We start from the raw sequence: 24,417 nt of genomic DNA on the forward strand, positions 1-24,417 counted from the left end.
ATACCCGGTCCGGCCCGCTCGAAACGGGGTGTCGCAAATATCCAAGACGGGCGCCCGGCGGTGGCGCAGAATTTGCCGCATGGCTGAACCGACGCTTTCTCCCGCCGACCGTTATCGTGCGCTCGCGCAGACTTTCACCCGCAAGGTCGAAGCCGTCCCGGCGGCCGACTGGGATGCCGGTTCCCCGTGCGCCGAGTGGACCGCGCGCGATGTCCTCCGGCATGTCATCGACAGCGAACGCGATATCGTACAAATGGTCGGACTCGAGCTGCCGCCCGCGCCGTCCGTCGACGACGATCCGGCCGCGGCCTGGGCCGCGACCCGCGCCGCCGTACAGGACATTCTCGACGATCCCGCGCGGGCCACCCGGGAATACGACGGCCACTTCGGCCGCACGAACCTCGCCGCGACGATCGAGCGCTTCTACTGTTTCGACCTGGTCGTGCACGGCTGGGACATCGCCCGCGCCACGGGCACCGACGCCACCATCTCCGCCGCGGATCTCGAATGGGTCGAGGGCGTGGCGCGCTCGCTCGGCGATTCGCTGCGCATGCCCGGAGTTTGCGGGCCCGCCCTCGACGCTCCCGCCGACGCCGACGAGCAGACCCGTGTCCTCGCTTTTCTCGGTCGCGCGCACTGATCACAACAGCTCGTCGAGCATCCGGCCCACGCGGTGCATGTTCTCGGGCCGGTCGAAGTCGCCGTGTGCGCAGTCCACCTCGCGCACCTCGATCCGGCCGCTGACATGCGGCCGCCAGGCTCGCTCGAACTCGGTCGCCGCGTCCGCCGTGCGATTTCCCGCCTCGTCGATCGCGGCGGCGAACACGGTCAGGTCGCCGTCGAAGCACGGCGAGGTGAAGCCGTCCAGCAGGGTGCTGTTGTTGATCAGCACCTTGGTCGCCTGCGCTACCAGCCGCTGGATCACCGGGGATTCGAGTTGCTCGCCGAAACGGTCGGCCGCCCACTCACGGATGCCCGCCATGGCTTGCTCCTCCGAGATATCGGGGTCGTCGTCCGAGGCCACCGGCGGCTTGCTGTCCATGATGCCGAGGAACCCGACTTCGCTTCCCCGCCTGGTGAGTTCGCAGGCCAGCGCGTGCGCGACGATGCCGCCGTAGGACCAGCCGAGCAGATAGTAGGGGCCCTCGTGCTGCAGGGCGAGGATCTGGTCGATGTAGTCGGCCACCATCGCCTCGAACGATTCGGCGACCGGCCCGCCGTCGAGCCCACGGGACTGGATGGCGTACACCGGGCGGTCGGGCAGGTGCCCGCCGAGTTGCTGGTAGAACCAGCCGAGACCGCCGCCCGGGTGCAGGCACCACAGTGGCTGCTGCCCGCCGGAACTCTTCAGCAGCAGCACCGGATCGAAATCCGTACCGGCCGAGGCGCCTTCGTCGAGCCGCGGCACCAGCTGGGCGACGGTCGGCGCGTCGAAGACCACCCGCACCGGCACCTCCACGCCAAGCGTCGCGCGAATCCTGCTGGTGAGCCGCGTCGCCAGCAGCGAGTGACCGCCCAGCGCGAAGAAGTCGTCGTCGATACCCACCCGTCCGACGCCGAGGATCTCGGCGAACAGCTCGGCCACGGTCTGCTCGCGCTCGGTGCGCGGGGCCCGGTAATCGCTGGCGGACAACAGTTCCGGATCCGGCAGCGCGCCGCGGTCGAGTTTGCCGTTCGCGGTCAACGGGAGCGCGTCGAGCACCAGCACGCCGGCGGGCACCATGAATTCCGGCAACCGGTCCGCCGCCCAGCGGCGCACCGCCGCGGCCAGCAGGCCCGCCTGCGGGTTGTTCGCACAGGCCGCGGAGTTCGCCGGGCTCTCGTACACGCCCGCCAACGGCCGCCCGCCCCGAGTCTCGGCGTCGAGGAACACCGCGTCCATGTGTCCCGGGGTGGCCGACCAGGTCACGGCGGTGGTGTAGCCCAGCGCGGTGCCCAGCACGTGCAGTTCCTCCGGCAGCAGGCCGGTGTCGGGTCGCGCGGCCCGGTCGAGCGTTCCTTCGAAACCCACTGCCGTCGAAACCGATTCCGGCTCATCCGGCACGGACTGCCCACCGCGGATCAGTTCCGCCGCGGCGACCTCGCCGATCAGCCCGGCGTGCGGAATCCCGGTGATCCGCAGGCCGTCCGAATGACCGTTCCGCAGCAGGGCGCACAGCCAGTCGTGGTCGCGGTACCCGGCTTTCGGCAGATCCGCCACCGAAAGCGGTTGCGCCGGAGCCTTCCACAGCACCACGTCGTAGCGGTAACGGTTCAGTTCGTTGACCGAATGCCCGCGCTTGAGCTCGATATCGACGGCGTCGAAACCACATTCGCGCCCGAGCGCCGTGAAGTACTCCGGCGCGAGCAGCAGCTCCTGTTCGGCGGCGATATCGCGGCGCACCCGATCGCGCACCGCCGCAGCGTCAGCGCCGCCATGGCGAACGAGCTGCACCGCGGTCGTGAATTCCGTCAGCAACGCGAAGTTGCGCACGTCGCCGACGAATATCGCACCACCCGGGGCGAGCACTCGCAGCACCTGTTCGAGGACCTTGCTGAGGTAGGCCTGGCTCGGGAAGTACTGGACGACAGAGTTCAACACCACGGTGTCGAAATGACATTCGGGCAGCCCGGCCGGATCGTCGGCCGGACGGGCGCTCAGGAAGACATTGGCCGCCCACCCGGCATCGACGCGGGCCAACTGCCCGCGCAGCTTCCCGATCGTCTCCGCCGACAGGTCCGTGGCCCAGTACTCGGCGCACTCCGGGGCCAACTGCGACATCAACAGACCCGACCCCACACCGATCTCCAGCACCCGACGCGGACCCAATTCCCGAATCCGATCCACCGTCGCCGCCCGCCACTCCCGCATCTGCGCCAACGGAATCGGCGCACCGGTGTAGCTGCTGTTCCAGCCACCGAAGTCTGACGCCAGTTCGTCCGCGCGGGCGGGCTCGTCGCCGGGTTCCGCCACCGCTTCCGCGCCGCCGGTCACCCCGGAATACAGGTCGTCGTAGACCCGGCGCCACTGCCCGACCAGTTCGTCCTCGCCGACCACCGGTCCGGCCTTGTCCGCGACCACGTAGCCCACCAGCTGTTTCCCGCCGGTGCCGGTCTCGCGGGCCAGGACCACCGCCTGCGCCACCGAGGGATGTTGCGCGAGCACGGTTTCCACCTCCCCCGGTTCGACGCGGAAGCCGCGGATCTTGACTTGATCGTCGGCGCGGCCGGCGAACTCCAGTACCCCGGCGGCGGTCCACCGCACCACGTCCCCCGTGCGATAGAGCCGCCCATCGGCCGGATCGAACGGGTCGGCCACGAACCGCGCCGCGGTCAGACCCGAACGGCCGAGATAGCCGCGGGCCAATTGCGCACCGGCGACGTACAACTCACCGGCCACCCCCACCGGCACCGGCGACAACCACGAATCCAGCACGTATACCCGGGTATTGGCGACCGGGGCGCCGATCGGCACCGTCGCGCCGGACACCGCGCCGGGCACGACGTAGGACGTCACGTCCACGGTCGCCTCGGTCGGACCGTACAGGTTATCGATACGGGAGATGCCGCAGTTGCTCCGCAACGCCTCGACGAGTCCGGTGGAAAGACTGTCGGCACCGGTGTTCACCTGCCGCAGACTCTGGAAGGCATTGTCCGGCAGCGACTCCGCGTATTCGGCCAACGCCGACAGCAACGGCGGCGTCGCGAACATCTTCGTCACCGCACGCGTCTGGATCAGTCGCGTGAGCTCGGCCGGATCCGAGCGCTGCGCACTCGCCACCACGAGGGCCGCACCCCCGCACAGCGCAGGCCAGATCTCGTACGTCGACGCGTCGAACGCGATCGAGGAATGCGCCAGCACCCGATCGGCGGGGCCCGTCGACCACGCCTGCGCCACCAGGTTCACCACGTTCCGATGCGTGATGCCGACGCCTTTCGGCACACCGGTCGAGCCGGAGGTATAGATGACATACGCCAGGTTCTGTGGGCGCGGTGGCGCGAACCGGTCCGTGTGCTCGGCCCCGGACGCGGTGCTTGAATCGAGTTCCACCCGCGGCGTTGTCGTCTGCGGCAGCACCGCGGCGGTGGCGGCGTCGGTCAGCACGACCACGGGTTCCGCGTCGGCGAGGATGAACGCCAACCGATCCGCGGGGTAACCCGGATCGATCGGCAGGTACCCGCCCCCGGCCTGCACCACCGCCAGCAGCGCGACGATCAGGTCCGCGGAGCGCGGCAGCGCCACCGCGACGACGCTGTCCGGCCCCACACCGTACGAAGCCAGCACGCGCGCAAGCTTTTTCGCGCGAACGTCGAGTTCGCGGTACGACAGCTCGGTACCCGCGGCGATGACGGCGACGGCGTCCGGTGTCGCCGCGACCCGGCGGCGGAACAGTTCAGCCAGGGTCAGGTCCGGCTCGAGCGCGACCGCGGTGTCGTTCCACGCGTGCACGACCAGGCCGCGTTCCTCCTCGCCGAGCACGTCGATCGAGCCGACCGGTGCACCCGGATTCGCCACCACCTGCCGCAGGACCCGGACGAATCGCGTCGCGATCGCCTCGACCGTGGCGTGGTCGAACAGGTCGGTGGCGTACTCGATGAACGCGCCCCACGGCTGGCCGGCCGGGGTGTCGGCGATGTTGAAGAACAGGTCGAACCGCGCTGTCGCGGTGGACGCGTGGTAGGGCTCGAACTCGACTCCGGCGAACTCCAGCGTGGGCAGAGCGTTGTTCTGGAACGCCAGCGACACCTGGAACAGCGGATGCTGCGCCGCCGAGCGCACCGGGTTGAGCATTTCCACCAGCAGTTCGAACGGCGCGTCCTGATTCTCGTACGCGGCAAGCGCTTTCGCCCGGATCGCGGCGACGAGTTCGGTGAACGAGGCCGCCGGCGCGACCCGTGCACGCAGCACCCAGGTGTTGACGAAAAATCCGATCAGGTCGGCCAGGGCCGCGTCGGTCCGGCCCGCGATCGGCGCACCGATCGGAATATCCTCGCCCGCACCGAGTTCGAACAGCAGCACGGCCAGCGCCGACTGCAACACCATGGACACCGTCGCGCCCGCACGCGCGGCAAGGCGCTGCACACCCGACCGGATCTCGGTGTCGATCTCGAAGACGACCATATCGCCGCGGTAGCTCGCGACCCGCGGCCGCGGCCGGTCGGTGGGCAGTCGCAACTGTTCGGGCAGCCCGTCGAGTTCGGCCCGCCAGTAGTCGAACTGCCGCGCCAGTGCGCTGTCCGGATCGGTCGGCGCACCGAGCAGGTCCTGCTGCCACAGCGTGTAATCCACGTACTGCACCGGCAACGGCGCCCAGCCGGGCACCCGATCGTCCACCCTGGCCGTGTAGGCGGTGGCCAGGTCGCGCAGCAGCGGCGTCATCGACCAGCCGTCACCGGCGATGTGATGGATCAGCAGCACTAGCACGTATTCGCCCGGCCCCGAACGCAATACCGTGACCCGGATGGGGATCTGCGTCGACAGGTCGAACCCGAAGCGCACCGCCGCGGTCACCGCCGCGTCCAGCTCGTCCGGGGGCGCTTCGGTCACCTGCACCGGCACCTCGACGTCGGCGGCGGCCAGCACCCGCTGGCCGGGCACCCCGTCGGTCTCGACGAAGACCGTGCGCAGCGTCTCGTGCCTGGCCACGACGTCGCCGATCGCGGCGGTGAGCGCGGCGACGTCCACACCACGCAACCGGACGGCCAGCGGAATGTTGTAGGTGGCGGACGGGCCTTCCAGGCGATGGATGAACCACAGCCGCCGCTGCGCGAACGACAGCGGCACCACGTCCGGCCGGCGGCCCGCCGTCAACGCCGGCCGGACGCGGGCCGCCGGATCGAGCCGCTGCGCCAGTCGCGCCACGGTCGGCGCGTCGAAGACCGCCCGGATCGGCACCTCCACACCGAGTTCCACCCGGATCCGGCTGATCAGGCGGGTGGCGAGCAACGAGTGACCGCCCAACTCGAAGAAGTTGTCGTCCAGGCCGATCCGGTCGCGCCCGAGCACTTCGCCGAACAGTGCGCTCAGCACGCGTTCGCGCTCGGTGCCCGGAGCCCGATACGGCACGGTGGACCACAGTTCCGGGACCGGCAGTGCGGCTCGGTCCAGTTTGCCGTTGGCGGTCAACGGCATCCGTTCGAGCACCAGCACCGCCGCGGGCACCATGTATTCGGGCAGGCGGCCCGCCACGAATTCGCGCAGCTGCGCGCCATCGAGCCGATCCGCCGGGTCGGCGGCGACCGCGTACCCGATCAGCTGCTTACCGCCGACTCCGGTGTCCCGCGCGATCACCACCGCGTGCGACACCGAAGGATGCTGCGCCAGCGCGGTTTCCACCTCGCCCGGCTCGATCCGGAAGCCACGGACCTTCACCTGATCGTCGACCCGGCCGACGTACTCCAGTTCTCCGGTGCTGTTCCAGCGCACCACGTCCCCGGTGCGGTACAGCCGACCGCCCGCCGGATCGAACGGATCCGCGACGAACTGTGCGGCGGTCGCGCCGGGCCTGCCGTGATAGCCGCGGCCGAGTTGGCCGCCTGCCAGATACAGCTCTCCGGTCACCCCGATCGGCACCGGCCGCAACCACGGATCGAGCACGAAGGCACGCATATTGGCCAGTGCGGCACCGATCGGCACCACGGCGTCCACACCGCCGTCCGCGCTCTCGAAGCCGCGACAGGTCGCGAAGGTCGTCGTCTCGGTCGGCCCGTAGCCGTTCACGACCCGGGTCTCGGGGCATACGCGCAGGGCGCGGGCGAGCACGCGGGCCGGCAGTTCTTCGCCGCCCGCCCACACCTGCCGGAGCGCACCGAGTGCCGCGGGGCAGTGATCGATGAACAGCTCGAACAACCGCGTGGTGATGAAGGCCGCGGTCACCCCGTGCGCCGATATCATCCGGCCCAGCGCCGCGATATCGGTGCGCTCCGGCGGCGCGACGACCACCCGGCCGCCGCCGAGCAGCGGCACCCAGATCTCGTACGTCGACGCATCGAAGGCGATCGAGGAATGCAGCAGGACGGCCTCGTGCGCACCGCCCTGCCACACGGGTTGGGCGGCGAAGGACAGTACGTTGCGATGGGTGATGGCAACGCCTTTGGGCACGCCGGTCGAGCCGGACGTGTAGATCACATAGGCCAGATTGTCCGGCCGCACCGTGGTGGGCAGGTCGCTGTCGTCGAGTTGCTGCCCGGTATCCAGCGTGTCGAGGTAGAGGCGGGGAGTTTCGCTGTGCGGCAGGGCCGCCGCGGCCGCGTGGTCGGTGACGAGCACCGTCGGCCCGGCATCGGAGAGGATGAACGCCAGCCGATCCGAGGGGTACGCCGGATCGATCGGCAGGTATCCGCCACCGGCTTTCAGCACCGCCAGCAACGTGACGAGCAGTTCGGCCGACCGGGGCAACGCTACCGCCACAACGCCATCGGGACACACTCCCGTCGAAACCAGGACGCGGGCAAGGCGTTCCGACCGCAGATCGAGATCTCGATAGCTCAGCTCGGTATCCGCACAGACGATCGCGACCGCGTCCGGAGTCGCGGCCACCCGGGCCCGGAACTGGTCCGCGATCGTGCCCTCCGGTACCGCCGCCGCCGCACTGTTCCAGCGGCGCAGCACCGATTCCCGCTCCGCTGCGCCCAGCAGATCGATCGCCACCACCGGCATCTCGGGATCGCGCACGACCTGTTCGAAGATCCGCACCAACCGCGCGGCCAGCGCCTCGACCGCGGATCGTTCGAAGGCATCGGTCCGGTATTCGAGATGCAGGTCGAGTACGGGGCCGCCGTTGACAATGAACGTCAGCGGATAGTGCGAGGGCGAATACGGGTGCAGGTCCGCGATGGTGATACCGCTCGTGCCCGCCGCCGCGCCGATGCCGCTCTGGTCGACCGGATAGGACTCGAAGCCGATCAGCGTGTCGAACAAGACGTTCAGACCCGTCACCTGATGGATCTCGGTCAGTCCGATGTGGTGATGATCGAGCAGTGCCACCTGACGGGCCTGCAGACCCCTCAGCAGGTCGGCGATCGTATCGCCCGCACCGAATCGCACCCGCACCGCAACGGTGTTGATGAACAGGCCGACCATCGCGTCCACGCCGGGAATCGCGGGCGGACGACCGGAGACGGTCGCGCCGGTGAGCACGTCGCGGCGTCCGGTCGTCGCGGCGAGCAACATCCCCCAGCCCGCCTGCACCACCGTGTTCAGAGTGACGCCGAGTTCGGTGGCGCGCCGGTTCAACCCGGCCGCCGTCGCCGCGGACAGCGGTACGGCGACGTGCGCCACCCCGTCGCCCGCACCACCGTCGTTGCCTGCGAGCAGGGTCGGTTCGGTGACCCCGTCGAGTTCCTCGGCCCAGGCTTGCCGGGCGGCACGGGAGTCCCTGCGGTGCCACCACTTCAGGAACTCCTTGTAGGCGGGCGGCTGCTGGAGCGCCGTTCGGTCGCCGCCGGAACCGTAGAGGTGCAACAGGTCTCGCAGCAGCAGCGGCAACGACCAGCCGTCCAGCAGCACGTGATGGGCGGTCAGGATCAGCTCGCAACGCTCGTCGGTCATCCGCACCAGCGTCAGCCGCAGCAGCGGCGGCCGCGTCACGTCGAAGTGGGTGCGCCGGTCTTCGTCGAGCAACCGGTCCAGCGCCGCACCACGTGCGGACGCCGCGGTGTCACGCAGATCCACTACCCGCCAAGGCAATTCGACACCCTCGCGCACCGCCTGGACGGAATCGCCGTGTCCGTCCGTCACGAAGCCCACCCGCAGGTTCGGGTAGCGATCGAGCAGACCCTGTCCGGCGGCTCGCATCCGTTCCGGGTCCACCGCTCCGGCCAGGCCGAAGACGACCTGCATGTGGTAGGCGTCGAAGCCCGCGCCCGCCAGTACCTGATGGAACAGCAACCCCGACTGCATCGAGGTCAACGGCCAGACATCGACCAGGCGCGGGTATCTCGCCTCCAACGCTTCGATCTCGTTCTGCGCCAGGGTCACCAGCGGCAGATCGGACGGTGTCAGGCCACCGGCGCCGAGATCGGCGTGCCGGGCCAGGCCGGTGGCCGCGTCCCGCCACAATTCGGACAGTTCCCGGATCTCGTGCTCCGGCAGCACGCCTGCGGGCGCGGCGAACACCGCTTGCAACACCGGACCCGCGGCGGTGTCGATCACCATCGCGTTCACGTCCAGCACGGCGATAGCGGGACGCTCGGACATCGCCGGGTCCAGTGGCGTGATCAGTCGCTCGCCGTCGACCGCGGGCGTCCAGCCCGCGCCGCGCAATCGCGCGGGCAGCAGATCGGCCGACGTGAACCGCCCGAGATAGTTGAAGCTGAGTTGACCGGCGGAAAAGGCTTGCAGCACCGCCGCGGTGTCGGGATTGAGGTAACGCAGCATGCCGTACCCGAGGCCCTTGCCGGGAACCGCGCGCAGCTGTTCCTTCACGGACTTGAACAACGTGCCCGCCGCCGGGCCCCCGGCGCAGAGCTGGTCCCACGCGTCGGCCTCGGCGTGCAACCGCACCGGGAACATGCTCGTGAACCAGCCGACGGTACGCGACAGATCGGCACCCGCGACGGTGTCTTCTTGGCGTCCATGCCCTTCCAACCGGATCAGCACCGAGTCCGCCTCGGCGCCCCGGCCGCCTCGCCAGCGAGTCACCGCCGCGGCCAAGGCCGCGAGCAGTCCGTCCTCCACGCTACCGTGGAACACCGCGGGCAACGCGGTCAACAGGGTCTCGGTCACCTGCACCGGCATTCGCACCTCGACGTGCTCGACGGTGGACATCACATCGACCAGCGGGTCCAGTGCTCGGCTGCCCAGTGCCGGGTCGGGGCCGTCGAGTACCGAACGCCACCAGGACAGTTCCGCCACGCGCTCCGGACGGGTCGCCGCCGCGGCGAGACCGTGCGCCCACCGCCGCATCGAGGTCCCGACGCCGGGCAGTACCGGCGCGACGCCGGCGGCCACCTCCTGCCACGCGGAGGCCAAGTCGGGCAGCAGGATTCGCCACGACACCCCGTCGACCACCAGGTGATGCGCGACGAAGGAGAGCAGACCGGGACGGTGCGGACCGTGGTCGAACCAGACGAACTGCACCATCACGCCCGCCGCGGGCAGCATCCGGCCCACCGCCGCCGCCACCTGCGCGACGATCACTTCGGCCCGGTCCGCCGGATGCGCCGCGAAGGCCGCGGTTTCGACGCGGTGCAGCACGCCGTCCACGTCGACCGCGCCCGGCGGCGCGACCTCGAGTCCCGCACCGCGCTCGTCGTCCACCAGCCGCGCCCGCAACACATCGTGGCGATCCAGCACCGCGGTCAAGGTCGCGACCAAGCCCGCCCGATCGATCCCCACCGGCAGCTCGAGCAACAGCGACTGCGTGAAACTGTCGAACCCGGCGCCCAATTCGCGGACGAAGCGCGCCACGGGGAGCAGCGGCATCCACCCGACACCGCCACCGGGCAACTCCGCCAGCACGGGGGCGGCCACGTCGCGGGTGAGCGCCACCGTGGCCAGCGCCGCGGCCGTCCGATGCTCGAACACCTCGCGCGGGCTGATCTCGACGCCCAATTCCCTTGCCCGCGAGACGACTTGAATCGACCGGATACTGTCGCCGCCCAGCTCGAAGAAGCTGTCGTCGACTCCGACCCGGTCGAGTCCGAGCACCTCGGCGAACACCTCGGCCAGCAGCTGTTCCTGGCTGGTACGCGGCGCCCGGTACGCCGCCGAGGAACTCAGTTCCGGCTCCGGCAGCGCCCGGCGATCCACCTTTGCGCTCGCGGTCAGCGGCATCGACTCGAGCACCAGCACCGCCGTCGGCACCATGTAATCCGGCAGCCGCTCAGCGGCGAAGCGACGGACCTCACCTCCGTCGAGTTCGCCTGCGTTCGTAGCGGTTCGGTCCGCGACCACGTATCCGATCAGCTGCTTCCCGCCTCGATCGCCGGCCCGGGCCTGTACGACCGCTTGGGCGACGGACGGATGTTGCGCGAGGACGGTTTCCACCTCACCCGGCTCGACGCGGAAACCCCGGATCTTGACCTGATCGTCGATCCGGCCCGCGAACTCCAGCTGCCCGGCCTCGTTCCAGCGCACCAGATCACCGGTGCGATACAACCGTCCGCCCGCCGGGCCGAACGGATCCGCCACGAACCGTTGCGCGGTCAACCCCGCCCGGCCGCGATAGCCGCGGGCCAGTTGCGCACCGGACACATACAACTCACCTGCCGTACCGATCGGAACCGGCGTCAACCACGGATCGAGCACGTATACCCGGGAATTCGCGACCGGCGCGCCGATCGGCACGGCCGCACCGTCGATCCGGGCGGGTACGACGAACGAGGTCACATCCACGGTCGCCTCGGTCGGGCCGTAGAGATTGTCGACGCGCAGGCCCGCGCAACCGGCACGCAGGTTGTGCACCAGCCCCGAACTCACCGTGTCGGCACCGGTGTTCACCTGGATCAGGCTGCGCAACGGCGTGCCGGGCAACGACTTCGCGTAGTCGGCCAAGGCGGACAGCAGGGGCGGCGTGGCGAACATCTTGGTCACCGACCGGTGCTGCACCACCTGCGTGATCTCCGCCGGGTCCGACCGCTCCCCGGTGGCGAGCACCAATGTCGCTCCCCCGCACAGCGCGGGCCAGATCTCGTAGGTGGACGCGTCGAACGCGATCGACGAGTGCACCAGCACCCGCTCTCCCGGTCCCGCGAACCACGCCTGGGCGACCAGGTGTGCCACGTTGCCATGGGTGATGGCAACGCCTTTCGGCACACCGGTCGACCCCGACGTATAGATCACGTACGCGAGATGCTGCGGCGTCACCGCTCGAGCCGACCCGGTTCGTCCGGTCGCGCGCGCGGTCGCCGCGGGTGCGTCGAGTTGCAGCCGTGGCGTCGAGGTCTCGGGCAGTTCTGCTGCGGTCACCGAATCCGTCACCAGGACAACCGGATCCGCATCGGCGAGGACGAACGCGGAACGCTCCGAAGGATACGCGGGATCGATGGGCAGGTAGCCGCCGCCGGCCCGCAAGACGCCCAGTAGCGTGACGATCAGGTCCACGGAGCGCGGGAGCGCCACCGCGACGACATCATCGGGTCCGACACCATAGGCGATCAGCAGTGCGGCCAGGCGATCGGCCCGCGCGGCCAGCTCCCGGTAGGACACCTCCACCGCGCCGCAGCTCACCGCGACCGCGTCCGGTGTGCGCGCGACCTGCGCCTCGAACAGCTCCGGCAGGGTGCTGCCGGACACCTCGAGCGCGGTGTCGTTCCAGCGGCGCAGCACCAGCTCGCGTTCGTCGGCACCGAGCAGATCGATCGAGCCCACCGGGACACTCGCATCCGACATCACCTGCTGCACTATGCGTGTCAGCTGTCGGGCCATCGCCTCGACGGCAGGCCGGCGGAACAGGTCCGTGCGGTATTCGAGGCGCAGTTGCAGCGCGGGGGCCGCGCCCGCGACGAGGGTCAGCGGATAGTGGGTCGGCGCGTCGGCGCGCAGCCCGGTGATGGCGAGGCCGCTGCTGTCGGCCGCCGCGCCGATTCCGGTGTAGTCGACCGGATAGGACTCGAACCCGATCAGGCTGTCGAACAAGACATTCAGACCCACGGCGCGGTGGATCTCGGCCAAACCGACGTGCTGCTGGTCCAGCAGGGCGACCTGGCGCGCCTGCACGTCGGCCAGCAGATCCGCGAGACTGTCCTGCGGGCCGAACCGCACCCGCACCGGAACGGTGTTGATGAACAGGCCGACCATCGAATCCACGTCCGGGATCTCCGGCGGGCGACCCGACACCGTGGCCCCCGCGACCACATCGTTGCGACCGGTGGTCTTGGCGAGCAGGACGCCCCACGCGGTCTGCACGACGGTGTTCACGGTGACGGCCAGTTCCTTCGCGCGCCGCGGCAGTGCGGCCGCCGTCGCCGCGTCCAGCGGCACCGCGACCTGCTCGACCTCGGCCGCACCGACGTCACCGCCCGGCCCGGCGAGCAGGGTCGGTTCCGCGAGCCCATCCAGCTCGTCGGCCCAGACCTGTACGCCCGCAGGCATGTCGCGCTGCGCCAGCCAGGTCAGAAAGTGCCGGTAGTCCGGTGCCTGCGGCAAGGCATCGGCTGCACCGTCGCTCGCATAGAGGTGCAACAGTTCCCGGATCAGCAGCGGCAGCGACCAGCCGTCCAGCAGCACGTGGTGGGTGCTGAACAACAGCTCGGCGCGCTCGTCGGTCAACTGCACGAGCGTCCATCGCAGCAGTGGTGGCCGCGCCATGTCGAAATGTGTGTTCCGGTCCGCGATCAGCAGCCGCTGCAAGGTGGCAGCGCGCGCACTTTCGTCGAGCTCCCGCAGATCGACGGCGCGCCAGGGCAATTCGACCGCATCGACGACGACCTGCACCGGCTCGCGGCGCACGCCTTCGACGTATCCCGCCCGCAGGTTCGGATGACGATCCAGCAGCGCCTGACCGGCCGCCCGCATCCTGGCCGGATCCACCTGTCCGGCCAGTTCGAACACCACCTGCATGTGATAGGCGTCGAACCCCGAATCGGCGAATGCCCGATGGAACAGCAGCCCCGACTGCATCGACGTCGTCGGCCACACATCCACCAGGTGCGGGTACTGCGCCTCCAGGACTTCGATCTCGGTTTGGTCCAGCGCCACCAGCGGCAGATCGGACGGCGTCAGCCCGCCCGCGTCCGGTCCGGTGGCACACCGCGCCACACCGACGGCCGCACGCCGCCACAGCTCGGCCAGCTCCGCGGTCTCCTGCCGCCGCAGCACCCCGGTGGGAGCCGCGAACACCGCTTGCAGGACAGGGCCTTCGGGGGCGTCTACGACCATGACGGTGACGTCGAGCGCCGCGAGCGCGGGCATCGCCGGATGTGGCGCGGCCGTGGCTGCGGCGCTCTCCTGCGACGGCGTCCAACCCGCACCTGGCCGACGGTCCGGCAGCAGATCACCGGAGGCCAACCGGCCCAGATAGTTGAACCCGATCTGCCCGGTCGAATACTGCCGCAGCACTTCGGCGCTCGCCGGATCGAGGTAGCGCAGCAGTCCGAACCCGATGCCCTTGTCCGGAACCGCGCGCAGCTGCTCCTTCACCGCTTTCACCACCGCACCCGCGGCCGGACCGCCCGCGCAGAGCTGATCCCACTCGGTCACCCCGGCGCGCAATCGAACCGGGAACACGCTCGTGAACCAGCCGACGGTGCTGGAGAGTTCGGCGCCCGGCACGGTGTCTTCCTCGCGGCCATGACCTTCCAGCCGCAGCAGCACCGAATCGTCGCAGACGTCCCCGGCGTGTTCCGCGCACCGGCCGCGGCTGTGCCGCCAATGGTGCACGGCCACAGTCAATGCCGCCACCAGACCGTCCTCGGTGCCGCCGTGGAACGCCGCGGGCAGCGCGGTCAGCAGCGACTCGGTCACCGTCGCCGGCAGCTCGACCCGCACCTGCTCGACGGTCGCCATCACGTCGACGGCCGGGTCCAGCGGCCGCGCGCCCAGCACCGGATCGGGGCGTTCGAGTACCGCTCGCCACCACGGCAACTGGCCGGTCCACCGGGAGCCGGTCGCCGCTTCGGCCAGTCCGTGCGCCCAGCGGCGCAGCGATGTGCCTGCCATCGGCAGCACCGGCACCGCACCCGTCGCCACCTGCGCCCAGGCGGCAGCCAAGTCCGGCAACAAGATTCGCCAGGACACCCCGTCGATCGCCAGATGATGTGCGACGACCGACAACCGGCCCGGCCGCGCGGGCCCGGCGTCGAACCAGACGAACTGCACCAGTACCCCGGCCGCCGGAGCCAGCCGCGCGACCGCGGCTTCGACCTGCGCGGCGAGCACCGCCGCGTACTCCTCGGCGTCCTGGTCCGTGACGTCCACCCGATGCAGGAGACTACGCACGTCTACCGCGCCGACCGGTGCCACCTCGAGCCCCGCGCCGCGCTCGTCGTCCACCAGTCGCGCGCGCAATACATCGTGGCGATCCAGCACCGCACCCAAGGTGGCCAGCAAACCTGCCCGATCGATCCCCGGCGGCAGCTCGAGCATCAGCGACTGCGTGAAACTGTCGAAACCCGAACCCAGTTCCCGGATGAAACGCGCCACCGGCAACAACGGCATCCACCCCACGCCGCCGCCGGGCAACTCCGCAGGCATCGTCCCGCCGACGCCGCGCTCGGCCGCGACCGCCGCCAGGCCCGCCGCCGTCCGATACTCGAACACCTCGCGCGGGCTGATCTGCACCCCGCGTTCCCGCGCCCGCGAGACGACCTGGATGGACCGGATGCTGTCGCCGCCCAACTCGAAGAAGCTGTCGTCGACCCCGACCTTGTCGACCCCGAGCACCTCCGCGAACACGGCCGCCAGCACCTGCTCCTGGGTGGTCCGCGGCGCTTGATAGCGGGCCGAGGAGACGAACTCGGGATCCGGCAGCGCGGCGCGATCGAGTTTGCCGTTCGCGGTCAGGGGCAGGGCGTCGAGCACCGTCACCACCGCGGGCACCATGAACTCCGGCAGCCGCGCGGCGACGAAGCCGCGCACCTCCGCGCCGTCGAGTTCGTGTTCGGCACCGGAAGCGACCACGTAACCCACCAGCTGGTTGCCTCCGGCCTCGGTCGCGCGGGCGAGCACCACCGCCTGCACCACCGACGGATGCTGTGCCAGAACGGCTTCCACCTCACCGGGTTCGACGCGGAACCCGCGGATCTTCACCTGATCGTCGGCCCGGCCCACGAACTCCAGCACGCCCGCGGCGGTCCAGCGCACGACGTCGCCGGTGCGGTACAAGCGCCCACCGGCGGGATCGAACGGGTCGGCGACGAACCTCCCCGCCGTCAGCCCCGCTCGGCGCTGGTAGCCGCGCGCCAATTGCGCACCGGCCACATACAATTCACCGGGCACGCCCAGCGGTACCGGGTTCAACCACGAATCGAGCACGTACACCCGGGTATTGGGCACCGGCCGCCCGATCGGGACCGCGCCGATCGCGTCCGGTTCGGCGTCGTGGTCGGTCACGCACGCCGTGGTCTCGGTGGGTCCGTAGCCGTTCACGATCTGCAAACCGGCAGCGTATGCAGTCGCCTTGCGCACCACACCCGCGGTCAGCTCCGCGCCGCCGGCGATGATCCGGCGCAACGACCGCAACGGGTTGGCGGGCAACGACGCCACGTGTTCCAGCAGTGCGGCGAGCAGCGGCGGCGTCGCGAACATTTTCGTCACCGAGCCGGTCGCGATGAGCCGGCTCAGCGCCGCCGGATCCGAGCGCTCGGCACCGGCCAGCACGAGGGTCGCGCCGCCGCACAGCGCGGGCCAGATCTCATAGGTGGAGGCGTCGAACGCGACCGAGGAGTGCACCAGCACCCGCTCCCCGGGCTCGATCGACCACGCCTGGGCCACTAGGTGAACTACGTTGCGGTGCGTGATGCCGACGCCTTTCGGCACGCCGGTGGAACCGGAGGTGTAGATCACGTACGCCAGATTCTGCGGGTCCGGCAACCGCTCGACGACCGTGCCCGGGGTCCACTCACTGTCCAGACAGAGTTGTGGCGTTGCAGTATTGGGCAGCAGCCGCGCGGTCGCGGTATCGGTCAGCACGACGACGGGTGCGGCGTCGGCGAGCACGAACCGCAGCCGATCCGCGGGGTACGCCGGATCGATCGGCAAGTAGCCGCCGCCCGCTTTCAGCACGCCGAGCAGCGCCACGATCAGCTCCGCCGTCCTCGGCAGGGCCACGGCGACCACGGCGTCCGGCCCGACGCCCTGCGCGACCAGGAGCTGCGCGAGCCGGTCGGCCCGCGCGTCGAGTTCGCGGTAGGACAGCTCGGCGTCGGCGCAGACGATCGCGATCTCGTCGGGCGTGCGGGCGACTTGCGCCTCGAACAGTCCGGCCACCGTGGTCTCCGGGACCTCGGCGTGGCCACCGTTCCACCGGCGCACCATCGCCTCCCGTTCGCCGGGTTCGAGCACGTCGAGACGGCCGACGGGCCGGTCCGGGTCGGCCGTCACCTGGCGCAGCACACGCAGCAGCCGGGCCACCATCGTCTCGACGGTGGCCCGGTCGAACAGTTCGGTCGCGTATTCGACCAGGCCGCTCCACAGCTGACCGGCGGGTGCGTCGGCGATGTTGAAGAACAGATCGAAGCGCGCGACGCCCAGCGACACGTCGTAGGGCGCGAACTCGGTGCCGTGCAGCTCGAACGTCGGCACTGTGTTGTTCTGGAACGCCAGCGACACCTGGAACAGCGGATGATGCGCGGCCGAGCGCACCGGATTCAGCAGCTCCACCAGCAATTCGAACGGAATGTCCTGATTCTCGTAGGCGGCAAGGGCTTTCGCCCGAACCTGGGCGACGATCTCCGCGAACGACGCGGCGGGCGTGACGGCGGTCCGCAGCACCCAGGTGTTCACGAAGAAGCCGACCAGATCGGCCAGCGCCTCGTCGGTGCGTCCGGCGATCGGCGAGCCGATCGGAATATCCTCGCCCGCACCGAGTTCGAACAGCAAGACCGCCAAGGCCGACTGCAACACCATCGAAACGGTCGCGCCCGCACGTGCCGCCGCGCGTTCCACCGCGGCGCGCGTCGCGGGGTCGATGCCGAACGCCACCACGTCGCCGCGATATCCGGCGACCCGCGGCCGGGGCCGGTCCGTCGGCAGCCGCAGCTGTTCGGGCAGCCCGGCGAGTTCATGCCGCCAGTACTCGTACTGCTGCGACAGCACGCTCTCCGGATCGGTCTGCGCGCCGAGCAATTCGCGTTGCCACAGCGTGTAATCCGCGTACTGCACCGGCAGCGGCGACCAGTCCGGCGTTCGGCCGGCGAGGCGGGCGGCGTACGCCGACGCCAGATCACGCAGCAGCGGCGTCATCGACCAACCGTCCCCGGCGATGTGATGCAGCAGCAGCACGACCACGCAATCGTCGTCGGCACACCGGAACACGCCGGCGCGGACCGGGATCTGCGTGGACAGGTCGAAGCCGTAGCGCACCGCCGCCCGCACCGCGGCCGCCACCTCGTCCGGGCCCGTGTCGGTGACGACAACGGGCACGTCGGCGGATTCCGCGGCCACGATCTGTTGCGCGGGTACGCCGTCGCGCTCGGTGAACGTCGTGCGCAGGCTCTCGTGCCGGGCCACCACATCGCGCAGCGCACCGCCCAGTGCCGCCACGTCCACCCCGCGCAACCGCACCGCCAACGGGATGTTGAAGGTGGCCGACGGTCCTTCCAAGCGGTGCACGAACCACAGCCGCCGCTGCGCGTACGACAGCGGGAGCACGTCCGGGCGCGGTCGCGGTGCCAAAGCCGGCCGCGGCCTGGCACCGGCTTCGAGCCGGGCCACCAGCTGGGCCACCGTCGGCGCCTCGAAGATCGCGCGGATCGCGACCTCGACCCCCATCGTCGTGCGGATCCGGCTGGCCAGCCGCGTGGCCAGCAGCGAGTGCCCGCCCAGTTCGAAGAAGCTGTCATCCGCGCCGACCCGTTCGACGCCGAGCACCTCGGCGAACAATTCGGCGAGCAGTCGTTCCTGCGCCGTGCCGGGCGCACGGTACTCGGCCGCGGACCTCAGCTCCGGGACCGGCAACGCGGCCCGGTCGAGCTTGCCGTTCGCGGTCCGCGGCACCGAGTCCACCACCAGCACCGCCGCGGGCACCAGGAAGTCCGGCAGGCGGGTACCCGCGAAACGGCGCACCTCGGCGCCGTCGAGTTCCGCGGCGGCCGCACGCTCGGCGACCACGTACCCGATCAGCTGCTTGCCCCGCGATTCGGTGTCCACCGCGACGACCACGGCCTGGGCGACCGAAGGATGCTGTGTCAGAGCAGCTTCCACCTCAGCGGGTTCGACCCGGAACCCGCGTATCTTCACCTGATCGTCGGCCCGGCCCACGAACTCCAGCACCCCGGCCGCCGTCCACCGCACCACATCACCGGTGCGGTACAGCCGCCCACCCGCCGGATCGAACGGGTCGGCCACGAACCGCGCCGCCGTCAACCCCGGCCGCCCGCGATAGCCGCGCGCCAACTGGGCACCGGCCGCATACAATTCGCCGTCCACACCCACGGGCACCGGCAACAGCCGCGAATCCAGCACGTACACCCGGGTATTGGCCACCGGCCCGCCGATGGGCACGGTCGCGCCCGCTACGAGATCCGGTGCCGCATAAGACGTCACGTTCACCGTCGCCTCGGTCGGGCCGTAGAGATTGTCCACCCGGACCCCGTCGCACACCGTCCGCAGCCCCTCGACCAGCGCCGAAGATACCGTGTCGGCACCGGTGTTCACCTGTGCCAAGGCAGCCAGCGGCCGATCCGGCAGCGGTTCGGCGTACTCGACCAACGCGGCGAGCAGGACCGGTGTCGCGAACAATTTCGTCACCGAGTGCAGCGCGACCAGGCGCGAGATCTCCGCCGGATCCGACCGCTGCTCGGTCGCGACCACCAGGGTCGCTCCGCCGCACAAGGCGGGCCAGATCTCGTAGGTGGACGCGTCGAAGGCGATCGACGAATGCACCAGCACCCGATCCGCGGGCCCCGCCGACCACGCCTGGATTACCAGGTTCACCACGTTGCGATGCGTGATTCCCACGCCTTTGGGCACGCCGGTCGAACCGGACGTGTAGATGACATACGCCAGGTCTTCGGCCGAGGGCTCGCCGACCGGACCGGTGCGGCCCGTGTTCTCGGTGTCGACAGACAAGTGCGGTATGTCCGTGGACGGCAGCATTTCCGCCGTGCTCGGATCGGTCACCACGACGACCGGCGCGGCGTCGGCGAGCACGAAAGTCAGCCGCTCCGAGGGATATCCGGGATCGATCGGCAGATAACCGCCCCCGGCACGCAACACCGCGACCAGCGCGACCAGCAGTTCCACCGACCGCGGCAGGGCCACCGCGACGACGCTGTCCCGACGCACGCCCCGCGAGATCAGCACGCGCGCCAGCCGATCCGCGCGCGCGCCGAGGTCCCGATAGGACAGCCGGTGCGTACCGCAGATCACTGCGATCGCATCCGGAGTGCGCGAGACCTGCGCGTCGAACAGTTCGGTGACAGTGCTGCCGGGCAGCTCGCGACTGGTGTCGTTCCAGCGGCGCAACACCAGTGCGCGTTCGCCGGTGTCGAGCAGGTCGATCGACCCGACCTGACGATCCGGTGCGGACACAGCCGCCCGGACGAGCCGGGCGTACCGTGCCGTCAGCGCTTCGATGGTGGCTCGATCGAACAGGTCGGTGGCGTATTCGACGTGCATGTCCCAGCCGCCGGCCGCGTCGGCGATGGTGAACGTGAGATCGAAACGCGACGTCGTGGTCGCCAGCGCATAGGGCTCGAAGCCGACCCCGGACAGGGAAAAGGTCGGGGCGGTGTTGTTCTGGACGCTCAGCAGTACCTGGAACAGCGGATGGTGTGCGGCCGAACGTGCCGGATTGAGCAGCTCGACCAGCAGTTCGAACGGCAGATCCTGATTCTCGTAGGCGGCCAGCGCCTTCGCCTTCACCTGACCGACGAGGTCGGCGAAGGTGTTCGCCTGCGACACCTGAGCGCGCAGCACCCAGGTGTTGACGAAGAATCCGACCAGCTCGGTCAGCGCGTCGTCGGTGCGGCCCGCGATCGGCGCGCCGATCGGAATATCCTCGCCCGCACCGAGTTTGGCCAGCAGCACCGCCAGGGCCGACTGCCACACCATCGAGACCGTGGCCCCCGCCGTCGCGGCGAAACGCTCCACCTCGGCGCGCGATTCGGCGTCGATCCCGTACACCAGCACCTCGCCGCGATGGCTCGCCACCCGCGGCCGGGGCCGGTCCGTCGGCAGCGCCAATTGTTCGGGCACGCCGGCCAATTCCTGCCGCCAGTACGCGAACTGCTGGGACAGCACGCTGTCCGGGTCGGTCGCCGAGCCGAGCAATTCCTGTTGCCACAGCGTGTAATCCACGTATTGCACCGGCAGCGGCTCCCAGTCCGGCGCCGTGCCCTGCCGTCGTGCCGCGTACGCCTCGGACAGGTCGCGCAGCAGCGGTGTCATCGACCAGCCGTCGCCGGCGATGTGATGGATCAGCAACACCACCACGCAGGCGTCCTCGGCATAGCGGAACACGTCGGCGCGGACCGGGATCTCCGACGCCAGATCGAATTCGTGCCGCACCGCCGCCGTCACGGCGGCATCGAGTTCGGCGGCGGCCACCTCGGTGACCGTCACCGGCACCGCCACCCGGTCCACGTCGAGCACCCGCTGCCCGGGCACGCCGTCCGCCTCGACGAAGACCGTGCGCAGGCTCTCGTGCCTGCCGACCACGTCACCGACCGCGGCCGCGAAGGCCCGCGCATCGAACGGGCCGGTCAACCGGACCGTCAGCGGCATGTTGTAGGTGGCGGACGGGCCCTCCAGACGATGGATGAACCACAAACGCCGCTGCGCGTACGACAACGGAATCATCACAGACCCACCTCTCGGTTCATCCTGCGCAGCGCCGGTCGTCGCGACGGCGCGAGCCGGGGCCATCGGTCGGCGAGTTCGGCGACGGTCGCGGCCTCGAACATCACCCGGATCGGCACCTCGACGCCGAGCACCGCCCGGATCCGGCTCGCCAGCCGGGTCGCCAGCAGCGAGTGGCCGCCCAGCGCGAAGAAGCTGTCGTCGATGCCCACCCGTCCGACCCCGAGTATTTCGCTGAACAGGCCCGTCAGGGTCTGCTCGAGGTCGTTGCGCGGCGCCCGATAAGCCTTGGCGGACAGGAATTCCGGATCCGGCAGGGCGGCGCGATCGAGCTTGCCGTTCGCGGTAAGCGGCACCGCGTCCAGCACCAGCACCGCCGTCGGGACCATGAAATCCGGCAATCGTTCGGCCGCGAACGCCCGTACGCCGGCGGGCAGCAGGCTGTCCTGCGGATTGTTGGCGTAGTGTCCCCGGTCCGCGAGCGCGCCCGTGGGCAGATACACGCCGTCGAGTGAACGTCCCTGCGCGCCTGCGGCATCGACGAACACCGCGTCCATCCGATCCGCTCGCGCCGACCAGGTGACGGCCGCGGCGTAACCGAACTGTCCGGCCAGCACATGCAGGTCCTCGGGCAGCAAACCGACCTCCGCCGGGTCCGAAGAGTCGAGCATTCCTTCGAAACCCGCTGTGCGCGGGTCGCTTTGCGCCCCGCTCGACACCGGGAGACCCGCCGCGATACGCCGGGACGCGGCGATCTGACCGAGCAGTCCGGCGTGCGGGATCCCGGTGACCCGAAGACCTTCCGGGTGCCGCGACCGCAACAGCTCGCGCAGCCGGTCACCGTCGTCGAACTCGACCTTCGGCAGGTCGAGCATTGAGATCGGCGCGGCCGGACTCTTGTGCAGGACCACGTCGTAGCGGAACCGGGTCAGCTCGTTGACCGATCGTCCGCGCTTGAGCTGGATGTCGACCGCGTCGAAGCCGGCCGCGAGGAAGTATTCCGGGGCCAGGAGCAGCTCCTGTTCCCCCGCGATATCGCGCCGGACACGGTCGGCGACCGTCGCCGGATCCTCGCCGCCGTGGCGGGTTACCTGCACGGCGGTCGCGAACTCGGGCAGCAGCGCGAGATTGCGTACGTCGCCCACGAAAACGGCACCACCAGGGGCCAACAGGCCGCGGACACGGTCGAGCACCCGGCGCAGATACGCTTCGCTCGGGAAATATTGGACGACGGAGTTCAGCACCACCGTGTCGAAGTGGTGCTGCGGCAACCCCGTCACGTCATCGGCGGCCTGGGCACTCAGGACGACCCGATCCGTCCAGTCCGCGTCGAGTCGCGCGAGCTGCTGTCGTAGCGTGTCGACGGTGGCCGCCGACAGATCCGTCGCCCGGTATTCGGTGCAGTCCGGGGCGAGTTGCGAGAGCAGCAGACCCGACCCGACGCCGATCTCGAGCAGGCGCCCCGGGCGCAACCCGCGAATGCGCTCGACGGTGGCGGACCGCCATTCCCGCATCTGCGCCAACGGAATCGGCGCACCGGTGTAACTGCTGTTCCAACCACCGAAGTCGCCGCCGAACGGCGTCGTCTCGGTCGCCGCGGGCGGCACGGCCGCACCGCCTACCCCGTTGCGGGAGCGGCTGTCGGCCTTGCTCGCCCCGGAGTACAGGTCGTCGTACACGCGGCGCCACTGGCCGACCAATTCGTCCTCGCCGCCCGTGGTGCCCGTTCGATCGGGCACCACGTAACCGATCAGGTGCTTGCCACCCGTCTCCGTCGCACGCGCGACCACGACGGCGCTGGACACCGAAGGATGCTGGGCCAGCACGGTTTCCACTTCGCCCGGCTCCACCCGGAAGCCGCGGATCTTCACCTGGTCGTCCACCCGGCCCACGAATTCCAGCTGCCCCGAACGGTTCCAGCGCACCACGTCGCCGGTGCGGTACAACCGGCCCCCGGCGGCGTCGAACGGATCGGCCACGAATCGGGCCGCGGTCAGCCCGGCCCGGCCTCGATAACCCCGTCCCACTTGGGCGCCCGCCACGTACAACTCACCGGCCACGCCCACCGGCACGGGCGTCAGCCACGAATCCAGCACGTACACCCGGGTGTTCGGCACCGGGACGCCGATCGGCACCGGACCGTCGAGGTCGGTCCCGGCGTCGTAGGTGGTCACGCACGCCGTGGTCTCGGTCGGCCCGTAGCCGTTCATGACCTGCGCCCGAGCACCGCGTTCGGGCAGCTTGCGCACGATATCGGCGGTCAGTTCCGCGCCGCCGGCGATCACCCTGCGCAACGTTCGCAACGGACTGCCGGGCAGCGACGCCACATGGTCGGACAGCGCCGAGAGCAGCGGTGGCGTGGCGAACATCTTGGTCACCGACCGCCGTTGCACCAGCCGGGTGATCTCCGCCAGATCCGCGCGCTGCTCGCAGGTCAGTACGACCGCCGCGCCGCCGCACAGCGCAGGCCAGATCTCGTAGGTGGTCGCGTCGAAGGCGATCGAAGAGTGCACCAGCACCCGGTCCGCCGACGACACCGACCATGCCTGCGCAACCAGGTTGACGACGTTGCGATGGGTGATCGCAACGCCTTTCGGCCTGCCGGTCGAGCCGGACGTGTAGATCACGTAGGCCAGGTTCTGCGGCGCGGGGGCGCTGCTCGGAACCTCGGCGGACCCGCCACGCCCGGCCATGGCCGCCACCGCGTCGGGCGCGTCCAGATGCAGCCGGGGTGCGGAGGTCGACGGCAGCAGCTTCGCGGTCGTCGAATCCGTCACCACGACAACGGGAGCCGCGTCGGTGAGCACGAATTCGACGCGATCCGACGGGTAGGCCGGATCGATCGGCAAGTATCCGCCACCGGCCTTCAACACCGCGAGCAACGCCACCAGCAACTCCGGCGAGCGCGGCAACGCCACCGCCGCCAGCCGCTCCGCGCCGACCCCGTAGGCCGTCAGCATCCGCGCCAACCGGCCCGCACGCAGGTCGAGTTCGCGATAGGTGAGTTCGGTGTCCGCACACACCACCGCGAGCGC

Annotated in this window: 3 protein-coding genes (1 of these 3 cut by a window edge); 1 reads left to right on the forward strand and 2 read right to left on the reverse strand. The window is 70.1% G+C overall.

What is annotated here, in order from left to right; genetic code table 11:
- Nucleotides 1–79 precede the first annotated feature (79 nt).
- Nucleotides 80–640, forward strand: a complete 561-nt coding sequence (locus TY25_RS20485; RefSeq protein WP_042258485.1) for a TIGR03086 family metal-binding protein — start codon at nt 80–82, stop codon at nt 638–640.
- On the opposite strand, the gene TY25_RS20490 is transcribed toward TY25_RS20485, so the two are convergent.
- Entirely contained in the window at nt 641–21,382 is a 20,742-nt protein-coding gene (locus TY25_RS20490; protein WP_042258497.1) for a non-ribosomal peptide synthase/polyketide synthase, read from the reverse strand.
- On the reverse strand, nt 21,382–24,417 hold the end of the coding sequence (locus TY25_RS20495; protein WP_042258488.1) for a non-ribosomal peptide synthetase. The gene runs 12,219 nt beyond the window's last position; only the last 3,036 of its 15,255 coding nucleotides appear in the window; its start codon lies beyond the right edge, outside the window; its stop codon occupies nt 21,382–21,384. Before TY25_RS20495 ends, TY25_RS20490 begins: the two co-directional genes overlap by 1 nt.

Source organism: Nocardia brasiliensis NBRC 14402 (genome assembly GCF_000308475.2).
GTDB lineage: Bacteria > Actinomycetota > Actinomycetes > Mycobacteriales > Mycobacteriaceae > Nocardia > Nocardia brasiliensis.